General features: G+C 39.2%; 7 protein-coding genes. 4 read left to right on the plus strand and 3 right to left on the minus strand.

Annotated features, from left to right (window positions below; genetic code table 11):
- Positions 1 to 64: 64 nt before the first annotated feature.
- Both metH and PALPR_RS08745 read left to right on the plus strand, forming a co-directional pair.
- A complete protein-coding gene (metH, locus tag PALPR_RS08740) occupies positions 65 to 2,797 on the plus strand; it encodes a methionine synthase (protein WP_013445255.1) in 2,733 nt (910 codons plus the stop codon).
- Between the two features lie 46 nt (positions 2,798 to 2,843).
- Positions 2,844 to 3,350 (plus strand): ORF6N domain-containing protein, encoded by a 507-nt coding sequence (locus PALPR_RS08745; protein WP_013445256.1) that lies wholly within the window; start codon positions 2,844 to 2,846, stop codon positions 3,348 to 3,350.
- A gap of 42 nt (positions 3,351 to 3,392) precedes the next feature.
- Here the strand turns inward: PALPR_RS08745 and PALPR_RS08750 are convergent, their stop codons facing one another.
- Complete coding sequence (locus tag PALPR_RS08750; protein WP_013445257.1) at positions 3,393 to 6,653, minus strand: UvrD-helicase domain-containing protein; 3,261 nt, start codon at positions 6,651 to 6,653, stop codon at positions 3,393 to 3,395.
- A gap of 707 nt (positions 6,654 to 7,360) precedes the next feature.
- A complete protein-coding gene (locus PALPR_RS08755; RefSeq protein WP_041620349.1) occupies positions 7,361 to 8,878 on the minus strand; it encodes a helix-turn-helix transcriptional regulator in 1,518 nt (505 codons plus the stop codon).
- Between the two features lie 398 nt (positions 8,879 to 9,276).
- Between PALPR_RS08755 and PALPR_RS08760 the strand changes: the two genes are divergently transcribed.
- Positions 9,277 to 11,367: an RNA degradosome polyphosphate kinase gene (locus tag PALPR_RS08760; RefSeq protein WP_013445260.1), complete on the plus strand. Its 2,091-nt coding sequence runs from the start codon at positions 9,277 to 9,279 to the stop codon at positions 11,365 to 11,367.
- A 23-nt stretch (positions 11,368 to 11,390) separates the two neighbouring features.
- Positions 11,391 to 12,323 carry a Ppx/GppA phosphatase family protein gene (locus PALPR_RS08765; protein WP_013445261.1) on the plus strand — a complete coding sequence of 311 codons (933 nt, stop codon included), beginning with the start codon at positions 11,391 to 11,393 and terminating at the stop codon, positions 12,321 to 12,323.
- Between the two features lie 61 nt (positions 12,324 to 12,384).
- Here PALPR_RS08765 and PALPR_RS08770 read toward each other — a convergent pair whose 3' ends face one another.
- Entirely contained in the window at positions 12,385 to 13,134 is a 750-nt protein-coding gene (locus PALPR_RS08770; RefSeq protein WP_013445262.1) for a hypothetical protein, read from the minus strand.
- Between the last annotated feature and the right edge of the window lie 153 nt (positions 13,135 to 13,287).

A 13,287-nucleotide genomic window follows, 5' to 3' on the forward strand; every position in this document is an offset into this window, starting at 1 on the left:
TATGAATTATGAATTACAAATTATGAATTGATTAGCATTATCTTTGCATTTCAAAACCCAACATATGAATTTAAGAACTATACTCGAAAACCGCATCCTTATTTTGGATGGTGCAATGGGAACCATGATTCAGCGTCACAAACTGAACGAAGCTGATTATCGTGGCACACGCTTTGCAAATTGCGAAATTCTTCAGAAAGGCAATAACGATTTGCTCGTACTGACACAACCGGACATTATTTATGGTATTCACAACCAATACCTTGAAGCCGGTGCAGATATCATCGAAACTAATACGTTCAACGCGCAACGGATTTCGATGGAAGATTACGGTATGTGCGACTTAGTCCGCGAAATAAATATAGAAGCAGCCAAACTTGCCCGAAAAGCTGCCGATGAGTTTACAGCAAAGAATCTTGCCAAACCTCGTTTTGTTGCCGGAGCTGTGGGTCCAACAAACAAAACGGCATCCATGTCGCCCGACGTAAACAATCCGGCATTCAGAGCCGTGAGTTTTGACGACCTGGTAGCAGCCTATAAAGAACAAATTCTGGCGTTGATTGAAGGTGGTGTAGATGCACTGCTCATCGAAACAATTTTTGATACATTGAATGCTAAAGCCGCTATTTTTGCCGCCGAAGAAGCTATGAGTGAACTCGGCAAACGAGTCGAAATAATGCTTTCGGCGACTGTAGCCGACACCAGCGGTCGAACGTTATCCGGTCAAACCATTCGCGCTTTCTTAGCGTCAATCGGTCATGCCAATATATTATCGGTTGGGCTGAATTGCTCTTTTGGAGCTAAAGACTTGAAGCCATACTTACACGAAATCAACGAACATTCACCTTGGTTTGTAAGCGCCTATCCAAACGCCGGATTACCTAATCAATTTGGTGAGTATGACGAAACACCTGAAACAATGGCTATTCAGGTAAAAGAATATTTCGACGAGAAACTAGTTAATATCATTGGAGGTTGCTGCGGAACTTCACCGGATCATATTGCCACATATAGTGCTTTAATTGAAAACAAGGAGGTTCGAAAACCCGGTCTTGCTTCTAAAAAATTAGAACTTTCCGGCCTTGAAGAATTAGAGATAGAGGATTCATCCTTATTCGTCAATATCGGTGAGCGATGCAATGTAGCCGGCTCTCGCATGTTTTTACGTTTGATAAACGAAAAGAAATACGAAGAAGCCCTCAGTATTGCCCGTAAACAAGTAGAAGATGGCGCGCAGGTTATTGATATCAACATGGACGATGCCATGTTGGAATCGAAAGAAGAAATGGTTACCTTCCTTAATTATGTGGCTGCCGAACCGGAGATTTCGCGCGTGCCTATCATGATTGATTCTTCGAAATGGGAAGTGATAGAAGCCGGACTGAAATGTGTACAAGGAAAATGTATCGTCAATTCAATCAGTCTGAAAGAAGGAGAAGAAGAATTTCTATATAAAGCCCGCAAAATCCGTGCTTACGGAGCAGCTGTAGTGGTTATGGCTTTTGATGAGCAAGGACAAGCAGATAGTTTTGATCGCAAAACACAAATTTGTAGTCGGGCATATCACTTGTTAGTAGATAAAATCGGCTTTCCTCCGCAAGATATTATTTTCGATCCGAATGTGCTTGCCATTGCCACCGGAATTGAAGAACATAACAACTACGGTGTTGATTTTATCAATGCCACCCGTTGGATCAAACAAAATTTACCATACGCCAAAATCAGTGGAGGTGTGAGCAATCTTTCGTTTTCATTCCGTGGAAACAATGTAGTTCGTGAAGCCATTCACTCGGTATTTCTGTATTATGCCATCAAAGAGGGAATGGATATGGGAATTGTGAATGCCGGTATGCTACAGATTTATCAGGACATTGAACCTGAACTGCTTGAGCATGTAGAAGACATTGTGCTGAATCGACGTCCCGATGCCACCGAACGAATGATCGAACTGGCGGAGAAAGTCAAGAATCAGGCTTCGGGCGAAAAAGTGGAGAAAGTGGACGAATGGCGTTCTCGCACGTTACAAGGCAGACTGGAACATGCATTGATCAAAGGGATCAGCGAGTTTTTGGAAGAAGATTTGTCAGAAGCATTGACACAGTTTGATACAGCCATCGAGATTATTGAAGGTCCGTTGATGAGTGGAATGAATATCGTTGGTGAACTTTTCGGAGAAGGGAAAATGTTTTTGCCACAAGTAGTAAAAACGGCCCGTACCATGAAAAAAGCCGTGGCTATACTGCAACCTGAGATTGAGAAACAAAAAGTCCCCGGACAAAGCTCTTCGGCCGGAAAATTCCTTATTGCCACCGTAAAAGGTGATGTTCATGATATTGGAAAAAACATCGTGGCTGTTGTTTTGGCATGCAATAACTTTGAAGTAATCGATTTGGGCGTAATGACTCCAACCGAGAAAATCATTCAAACAGCTATCGATGAGAAAGTGGATATGGTAGGATTGAGTGGATTAATTACACCATCACTCGAAGAAATGGCGCACGTTGCCACAGAAATGCAAAAAGCCGGACTTAGTATCCCGTTGCTGATTGGTGGAGCCACCACTTCAAAAGTTCATACAGCTGTAAAGATTGCTCCAAATTATGGCGGTCCGGTAGTATATGTAAAAGATGCATCGGTCAATACACACGTGGTTGCTCAACTTATGAGCAAAACGCAACATGTGGCGTATGAAGCTGGCATTGCTGCCGAGTATCAGGCTTTACGCGAGAAACAGACCAAAAAGGCTGATTTATTGAGTTTGGACGAAGCGAAAAAACGAAAACCAAATTTATTTTAAGTAAACACCAGATTGTTGAATGCCTTATTTGTAACTTTTTGTAAGTATGGAATTACAGATTATTCAAAACAAGATTTTCGAAATACGCGGACAACGTGTTATGCTTGATTTTGATCTTGCTGAACTTTATGAGGTTGAAACCAGAGCATTAAATCAAGCCGTTAAAAGAAACCTAAAGCGATTTCCTTCCGATTTTATGTTTCAACTCACCAACAAGGAGTTTGAAAACTTGAAATCACAATCTGTGATATCAAGTTGGGGTGGGTTACGAAAATTGCCTTATGCTTTTACTGAACATGGGGTTACAATGCTGGCAAGTGTATTAAGGAGCGAAAGAGCCATAGAAATCAATATACAAATTGTACGTGCATTTATTGCGCTTCGACAATTTGTACTTGGATATGCTGAGCTCAATCAAAAACTTGAAAATTTTATGATAGAATCAAATTTACAATTCAGTGATATTTATCAGGCTCTTACTGAAATGGCAAACAAAGATGAGCAGGACAAGAAACCTCTAAATCCTGTAGGATATCTGGCTTATGAAAAATAGTATAGAAACGGCTGATTTTCTTTAAAATTCAGCCGTTTCTATTTAAACCGTCTCTATCTTCCCCAAGCTCACATAACATACAAATCCGTTGGTTTGGTAGCCCATTTCGGCAATGAGGTTCATGTATTGTTTTACCTGCTGAATGTAAGTTTTACTTTCTTTATCTCCGAATTTATAGTCCACAATGGTTGCTTTGTTGCCATTAATCACAACCCGGTCCGGGCGATATTGTTCTCCACGAGGTGTGAGGATGGTTATTTCGTTTAGCACGCGAGTGTCGGTTGCAAACCAATCGTTTGTTTGAGGTAAGTTCCAGAATTTTTCCATTTCCACTTCAACTGTTTCGGCTTCTGACTCACTGATGCGTCCTTCGCGAATCATGGAAAGAATGGCCTTTTGCTGGTCGGCTTTGTGCGTAATGTTGCGCAGAATATCGTGCATGATTAGTCCGTAATTCAGGCGACTGTCAGTGAGTTGTTGATTTTCCAATAAATAATCCAGGCTTTGGTGGCGAATGCGTAAGCGGTCGGTGCTGCTAACGGATGGATAGCTGTTTATCTTCTCGTTGTTGTCCGCACCTTTGGCATCGTTGTATGCGGCCTGTGTTGGTTCGCCCAGCGAGAATACCTTTGTCGTGCCGTCGTAGAATTTTGATAAGGGTATAATCTCGTTGTCCAATCCCGGAGTTTCTACCGTGAAGCAAGTCGTGAGCAGAGCCGACAGCGAATTGATGTTGGACAGACTTTCCAATTCCTTTTTTGGAGCTGGAGCCATGCATATCAATTCATTTTTTGCCCGGGTAAATGCTACATAAACTATATTTAAACTATCAATAAACAGGTGCATTTGTTCGTCGAAATAGTTTTCGGCAAAAATGGATTTCCCGAGCTTTGAACCATACTCGATGGGCAGCAGCGGTAGTTCGTTGAAGGGTGCCACGGTTGGTTCGCACCATAGGATGTTGCGCATACGGCTATCCAAATCCCAGTCGCAAAATGGCATTATCACCACCTTAAAGTCCAGCCCTTTCGATTTATGCACAGTCATAATACGCATAGCATTTTGGTTGTCGGGCGTAGAAATACATTGTTTGCCGCCGTTCTTTTTCCACCAGGTAAGGAAGCTGTTCAGGTCGGCAGTTTTGCCGGTGGTGTAGCGGAACACCACATCTTGAAATGCCTGTACAAAAACCGCTTCGTTGTGCCAGCTGCCAATACCAAACAGCGAAATAATTTGCTCCACCATATCAAAAAGCGAGCTGTGTTGCACTTGTTTGAGACGTTCGTTTTCTTCGTCGGAGAATAATGCTGATAAGATGTTCTCGTTTGAGTTTTCGGTCACGAAGCAAGCATTAAGCGCTTCGTTTTCCGATTTGTGCTGACGACCACGCGCGTATTCGTAGTTTACAATGGTGCGTTGAATGCTATCGGCCGGGTTGACAAACAGCTGCAAAATACCCAGCACAAAACGTACCGAGGCAGCCGCACCAATCAGTAAGCCTTCGTTACCCATAATATCGTAACAAAATCCGGGTTTGGCCTCGGCGGTGGTTTTGTAACTTAGTAAGCGGTGAATAACCTGCTGCTCTTCGTCGTTTTTCCGCACCAAAATACAAATATCCGCCGGACGGTAACCGCGACTTTGCAGGTCTTCGAGCATGGCGGGTAATCGTTGCAAACTCTCTGCTTTCCATCCAGCCTCGTTTTCATCGGAATCAATAAAGTTGATTTGCACGCTGCCGGTGCCAGCTTTGGGCGAAGTTTGTTGGTGAATATTGGCGTAGGCATGTTCAATTTTGTGCTTCAGAGCTTCCAACGACGGATAAACCGGCAGCACGGCTTCAAGGTTTTCGTTCAACTTACTTTGCAGCAGACTTGCTGCCCGGCGGAAAAACGAATTATTGAAATCAATAATGTTTTTATCGCTTCGCCAGTTGGTTTCCAGGTTTTCTTCGTGAATTTGCTCCGGCCTGAAATCGTTGAGGATTTGTTCGTCGAGCAGTTTCCAATCGGAGTTTCGCCAGCGGTAAATACTTTGCTTCACGTCGCCCACTACGAGGTTGAATTTGCCGGCCGACAAACTATTTGCCATCAGCGGATGGAAGTTCTTCCATTGCAGCGTGGAAGTATCCTGAAACTCATCGATCATGAAGTTATCGATGGTAATGCCTGTTTTCTCGTACACAAAAGGCGTGTCGCTGTTGTCTATAATTTTGTTGAGCAACATGTTGGAGTCCGAAATCAACATGGTGTTTTGCTCGTCGGTGAGTTTTTTTATCTGCACGGCCAGGTCGGACAAAATACCGAGCGTATTGATATGTTTTAGCACCATTAGCGCCGAGTTGTATTCCACGATGCCCACGTTCAGCAGTTCTACAATTTGTTGGAAGCATTTTCCCAGGCCGTTACTGTACGCTGACTCAATGGCCGATTTTACCTCCTGCGGTTTGGATTTGGTGTAGCAGTTCGTTACATCGTCGGCAAAGCCGGTGAAGCGAGCGCTTATTTCCAGTTTACCTTTTACCAGTTTTTCCAGTGTGGTGGTGGTTTTGTAGGCAAAGTCATCGTGCGTCAGGCCGTTGCGTGCCATGATGTTTAAACCGTCGGTGGCAGTTTGTTTTACCTTGGCCTCGAATGTGGTCTTTATTTCGCGCAGGCTCTTGCGGTAGTTGGTCAGGAACTCGCGTTCGTGCAACTTGCGGTTGGTGTCTTCGGCTTTGTGTTGGTAACTTTCCTTGAAAATTTCGCGCCCCAACTCCATAATGTTGTTGCGCATATTCCAACTTTCCGATTGCTCAATACGTTCCTCAGCATAAGCCGTAAGCCATTGCAGCAGTTGTTTGTTTTCGTCCTTCGACAGATCCAGGAATAGGTTATCGACCGATTGTTCGAGCGTGGCCGTGTTGTCCAGTTCCAGGTTGTAACCGCCATGGACACCAATGTCGCGTGCAAAAGAACGAATAACCTGTTGAAAAAAACGGTCGATAGTGCTTATGGAAAAAGAAGAATAATCGTGCAAAATGCCGGTGAGAATCTTTTTAGCCTTTGCATTTACTCCTTCATCTGTTGGATAATCCTTTGAAATTAATCCTGCTCTATAATCCGATTTTTCTCCTTGCGACAACGCGAGCAACTCTTTCAGAATGCGCGTTTTCATCTCGTCAGTGGCTTTGTTCGTAAACGTTACGGCCAGGATACGACGATGTGTCCGCTCCCGTCGAGCGTCGAACAGCAAGTGGATATAGTCTTGCGTAAGTCGGTATGTTTTGCCCGAACCGGCAGAGGCGCGATAGATATTGAGCATGAAAATCAACTATTAATTCAGTTAAGCATTGCTTCGACTATCAATACAGCCCTAAACAATATAGCAAATGTAGCTAAAAACAATGATTAATAAAACAAGTCACATTTATTCATTGCAATGCTCATGATATTTCTAAAGTGAGTAATACTTATATCGGATCAATTAACTTTCATTGCTGAATTCCTAACAATAAAAAAAACCACAATCTTTAGTAAGTTGTGGTTCAACGAAATCGAGAAAACTTCCCTTTTAACCTTGACAGAAGTTATCGAGGCTTCGATAACTTTTGCCTAGGTGTTGAGGTACTTTGTAAAAACAGATTAACATGTAAGGTTTGATATGTTCATAACACTATAAAATATTAAAGCCAAACAAATATAAAAATAAATGTCACTTTTTAGGAGGATCAATCACAACTGGATTATCATCTTTAGGATCATCTGTCGGTTTTTCAATATTCATAAATTGAACTGTTTTTCCTGACTCAAAAATAAAATTAATTGCATTCATATTTATTTTGATTTATTATTATGTTGCAAAGTAACGCAAAAAAGAAACGCAAAATACGGAAACAGCAATATTTATTTTATATACATCGGCGTTTTTTAAGTGTATTTATACATCTGATAATAAACAAATTACATACATAAAAAAAAGTGGCTATATATACATCCACTTTTTATATTAATAATTAACCTGAAAAACACTCAAAATGAGCGAAGGAATTGGAGAAGGTTATCTTGATTCTGCAAATTGAGCTTCTTTCGTAGACGCCCTCTATGTATGTTAATAGACTCCGACTGCACATCGAGAATAGTTGCAATCATACCGGTATCAAAGTTAGCTAGAAGCAAGCAACAAATCAAAATATCCCTCTTTGTCAAGTTTGGATAAGCAGCTTCTAAACGGCTAGAAATATTGCGATGAGTCAAATCTATGTGACTCATTAGTTCTTCATAAAATGTGTCTAGCTGAGAATTTCTAACTCCAACAGTCTTTTCAACTTCAGATGCTGATGATCTCTTTATGGCGCGCGATCTGTATTGCTCAACATTCTTTAGTAATAAATGCTGCATTTTCATTTGTTGTTGCAGTAAGAAGTTATTTTCCTTCTCTTTTTCCTTTAAGGATCTTTCTTGCTCTAACATCTGATTTTGAACTATCAACTTCCGTTTATTAGATTTGATCCTCCAAAATAATAGTACAATACATAAAATACTTAGCAATAAAAGTGCGACTAAAAGAATAATTCCGTTCTGCTTATTTTCAATTATAAGACTCTTATTTTCAACAGATAATCGCTCAAATCTGTACTTTTTTTCCATTCCTGCAAAACTGGTATTTAGTGCCTGATTCTGAATCGAATCCTTTAGTATTGCCACTTTCTTTGCATAATACAAAGATTCGGCTAAACGCCCTTGCTTCTCGTATAGCTCTTGCCAAAGCTTATAATAATCAACAATCATTACTCCCGGGCTCTTTACTTTGTTGAGATATATTCTAGCTGAATCCAATTGCCCTGATTTGACAAACATTCTTCCAATCAGGTACCATTTATTGTAGTCGTATAATGTGTCGTGGGTTATTGGTACTAATCTAAGATAATCCAATGCCTGTTTGAAATTCTTCTGTTTATAAGCTACAACACTCAGATTTCTATAAATTGATGACGTGAGTAAATTTTCATGAAGTGGAATAGCCATTTTTTCGGCAAGCGAGTAGTAATAAGTTGCGCTATCATAGCTATTATTTAACCTTTCTCCACATCCGATTCCTATAAGAGTTAAGACTGAATTCCTAAGATCACTTGCTTTTTGAAAAGCTTTAAGGCCTAACTTGTTATAAACTATACAACTATCATTATTTCCCTGGCTCTGATACATATCTGCCTTGTCAGTGTATACAAGACCTTGTAATTTGGGATCATTACACTTCAATGCAAAATCCTGAGCTTTTAATAAAGCCATGGCCTGATTTCGAGTATTTCCCTGATTCTTCTCATAACGAGCAAGGTACAAATAAGCATAAGCTGCACGTACAGGCTCATTTTCATCATAATAAGCAGTAGCTATTTTAATCAGAGAGTCAGATTCAACCTTAATTTCATTTTTATCCAAAGCCTGGCTCATCAAAAGAGCATACAAAGCACGATTTTGCTTTAGCTTATATTTTTCGAGTTTAATTGCTCTTAGTATGCTTAAAGCAGAATCTGGAGCTGTTTCCATTAGTTTATCTGCTCGTATCAATTCTCTATCTGTAGAAGAACATGACACAAGAAATATACAGAGTAAGAATAGAACAAGCCGTACAAACTTCATAAACTGGAAATTAGGATTGAAAATAAATTCCCTACATGATTGGGAGTTACAAAATTATCAAAAAATATCGACGCGCAATTCATTGCAATTCAAAAGTTTCATAAAGATGTAATACAAAAGCGTTTATTTATTGAAAATACCAATGAAGAATCCAATTTACCTACATATTCCGATTTTTAAATGCTATCTTTGTTGAAAACAGCAATTTACAAATATGAGATACTGGACGGTGTGTTTAAAAGTCCCTGTTTAGGGATTATCTGTCTTGTTTTTAATACGAAAATTCCATTAAATTCGAATTTTATATGATTAGAAAAGTACGAAAAAATTACATCGTAAACAGGGATGTCAGTTGGATGTATTTCAATCGAAGGATATTGGATGAGGCTGCCAATAAAACTAATCCGTTACTTGAACGATTGAGCTTCCTGGGCATCTACTCCAATAATTTAGATGAGTTTTTTCGTGTGCGCATAGCAACTCTTCGTCGCATGGTAGAAATAGAAGAAAATATCCATCATGTAAACGTAGATTCAAATAAAACTCTCAAGAAGGTTCTTAGATTAAATGAAACATACAACAAAGATTTTGAAGCCACTTTTCTGGAACTCCGGAAAGAGCTTCAGCAGGAGAATATCTATTTATTAAATGAATCGCAACTATCAGTTGAACAAGAAGAATTTGTTGATGCTTTTTATCGTGAAGAGTTGATGAACTCACTTTTCCCAATTTTGGTTACGCGTATGTTGGTTCAACCGGAGCTAAATGACAAAAGTATTTATCTGGCTGTAAAGATCTCTGATATTGTGAAATCCGACAAAAAAAACAGAAAAGAATATGCTTTAATTGAAATTCCTACCGGTGAATTCTCCCGATTTTTAGTCTTACCGAAAGAAGATGGTAAAGATTGTATAATGTTTCTAGACGATGTAATTCGTTTTTGTTTGCCACGTATTTTTGCTCAATTCAACCATGACAAATACGAAGCTTACACAATTAAAATTACGCGGGATGCTGAAATGGAACTGGACAACAGAGCGTATCAAAGTGTTTTAGACAAGGTCTCGAAAGCTGTGAAGAGCAGAAAAAGCGGACTCCCTGTACGTTTTGTTTATGATAGAGAAATACCCGCAGACCTTCTTAGGTTCACCCAAAAACTACTCAAAATAAGTAAAAACGATGTGCATGTTTGCAGTGGAAGGTATCATAATCTAAAAGATTTGATGTCTTTTCCGTCACTCAAACGAAAAGAATTAAAATATAGCAACCATCCTCCAATACCAATACTTGCGTTTGATGAGTCGGTAAGTTTGATTTCACTTATTCGCAGAAAAGATCAGTATCTGCATTTTCCATATCATAGCTTCGATAATTTTATTCGGCTTCTGCGCGAGTCGGCTATAAATCCGGATGTAAAGGAAATTAAAATAAGCATTTACCGTTTAGCTAAAAACTCGAAAGTAATAAAAGCGTTGATGTGTGCCGCCCTAAATGGTAAAAAGGTGACGGCTATGGTTGAATTGTTGGCGAGGTTTGACGAGTCATCGAATATCAATTGGGCAAAAAAAATGCAAGATGCCGGGATTAAGGTGATATTGGGAGTAGAGGGTCTTAAAGTACATTCAAAACTGGCTCACATTACAGCTAGGAAAGGAAATATAGCTTGTATCGGTACAGGTAATTTTCATGAAGGTACGGCAACAGTCTATACCGATTTTACCTTGATGACAGCTCATAAAGCCATTGTTGATGAAGTGGAAAGCATTTTTGAATTTCTGGAACAACCGTATCTCAATCCTACGTTTAAACAATTAATTGTTGCACCGCAATACATGCGCAAGAAAATCATCAGTTTAATAAAAACGGAGATAGATAATGCAAAAAAAGGCAAACCTGCTTATATATATTGTAAGATAAACCACATTGTTGATGAAAAAATAGTGGAAAAATTGTATGAAGCATCCGGTGCGGGCGTTAAAATAAAACTGCTGGTGAGAGGCAATTGCTCAATCACTACGGGCATTAAAGGCATTAGTGAAAACATTCGGGCACTCGGTATCATCGATCGTCATCTGGAACATTCCAGAATACTGATCTTTGCCAATGGAGGCGAAGAGCGGTATTATATCGGCTCAGCCGATTGGATGTCGCGGAATCTGGACAACCGGGTGGAAGTATACACCCCAATTTATGATCGGGAAATTCAGAAACAGCTCAAAACAATTATAGAATTTGGGCTGAGAGACAACGTGAAAGCACGAATTATTGATGGGTCAGGCAAAAACAATATAAACGGCTCCGATGACGAATCACCTTTCAGGTCGCAAGAGGAACTATACCTGCTGTACAAAAACAATTATGAAAAGAGCTTGTTTGATGAACAGTCAAGCTTATAACTAACAACCAATAATAGATAAATATGAGTAGTATCCAATTTGCAGCCATAGACATAGGTTCTAACGCTGTTCGCCTTTTGATAAAAAGCATAGAGCCCGGAGATTCGACAGAAACATTTACGAAAGTATTAATGGTTCGCGTTCCGCTGCGTCTAGGTCAGGAGTCATTCGTCACAGGGAAAATAAGTAATGATAAAGCCAAGCAATTAGTAAGACTCATGAAAGCCTTCAAACAATTGATAAAGATCTACGATATTGAAGATTACAGAGCCTGTGCCACCGCAGCAATGCGAGATGCAAAAAATACTAAAGAATTAGTCAAAGAAATCAATAAAGAGACAAATATAAAAATAGAAATTATATCGGGGCAAGAAGAAGCCGCGATTATTTACGAAAGTCATTTTGCAGACAGCTTAAATAAAGAGTTGAATTACATATATGTAGACGTGGGCGGAGGTAGCACCGAGATAAGTGTGATAACAAAAGGAGAACTGATTGAATCTAAATCCTACGATATCGGGACGGTTAGACTGCTCAATAATAAAGTAAAAAGTGAAGAGTACGAGAGATTAAACGCCGATCTATCGGAACTAAAAGTCTTGTATAAATTCAATGATATTATAGGCTCAGGCGGAAACATCATAAAATTAAACACTCTGGCCAAAGTTCGCAAAAACAACAAGCTCTCCCTCGTAAAACTGGAAGAATTAAACACCCAACTGAAAGCTCTTACAGTAGATGAGCGCAAAGCCACTTTCAAATTAAAACCAGACAGGGCGGACGTGATAACGCTGGCAGCAGACATTTATACTGATGTGGCAAAGGGCGTAGGTGCCGGTAGCATAATCGTACCAACAATCGGATTGAGCGATGGGATTATACACATGCTTTACATGAAATGGAAAGATAAAAATCTGGTTAACCAGAGTTCAGAATTGGAAGATAATCAATCATAAACGACTCAACAAACCCCGTTAAGCAGATTAGAATCAGCTTGACGGGGTTGTTTTAATCATATTATTTCAGAAGAATGACAGCTCTGCAATCTGCTATTAATTCCTCTTTCTGACTATCTAATCTTTCGATTAATATATTTTGATTGAGCTCAAGAGTTTCAGTAACATTCTCTTCTGTAAGCTTTTCTTTTTTGTAGAATTTTTTCATATTCTGAATCAATGCTTCGAAATAAAGTATTTCTTCGAAAGCTTCCTGATAAAGCCTCAACTTCACAAGCTTGGATCTATCAATATTATCAATGTACGACAAAACATCCACAATAGTTTGAAACTTATTGAATTTCACCTGAACGCTTAATATATCCTCTGCATCCTCGATACTCTCTATCGACAAACGCTCAATAATTTTGTAGAAGTATTTATCAAATTTTCTATATATCTTGTCCTTGTCTATTTCCTTCTTTTTTATTGCAGGAAACTTAAGCTTTTTCCTTTTACTGAATTTATGCAACTTTTCCTCTAATTTCAGTTTCCGTTTAACGAGAATGTCAAGATATTCTTTCGCCTCTAACGAGCTTTCCACACTTTGTAGCTTTACTATCTGAGCCTGAATACACTTTGTTTTTTCTAATAATTTATGCGCGAGTACGGCATTCTTTACCTGAGCAGGCTTAATTTGACAGGAAGCAAGTATAGAAAAGATGCTGGATAAAATTTCTCTTTTCTTCTGAATATCAGCTTCTGTCAGACTATCTTCAATTAACTGATAATCATTAACCAACAGGTTGTAGTTTTGAATAATCATGTTCATAATTCGGGTCAAAGCTAAATGATAAAATAAATTCGTTTGGGTTTTGAGCTTTTCAATGTCAGGAATCGCAATTTTGCTGTTTTAATGGAGATTTTTTTCATTATATCATCACAAAGAAAAACTTACAGAAACCTGAAAAACAAATATAACAAC

Origin of the sequence: Paludibacter propionicigenes WB4 (assembly GCF_000183135.1) — a bacterium.
In the GTDB taxonomy this organism is placed as follows: Bacteria; Bacteroidota; Bacteroidia; order Bacteroidales; family Paludibacteraceae; genus Paludibacter; species Paludibacter propionicigenes.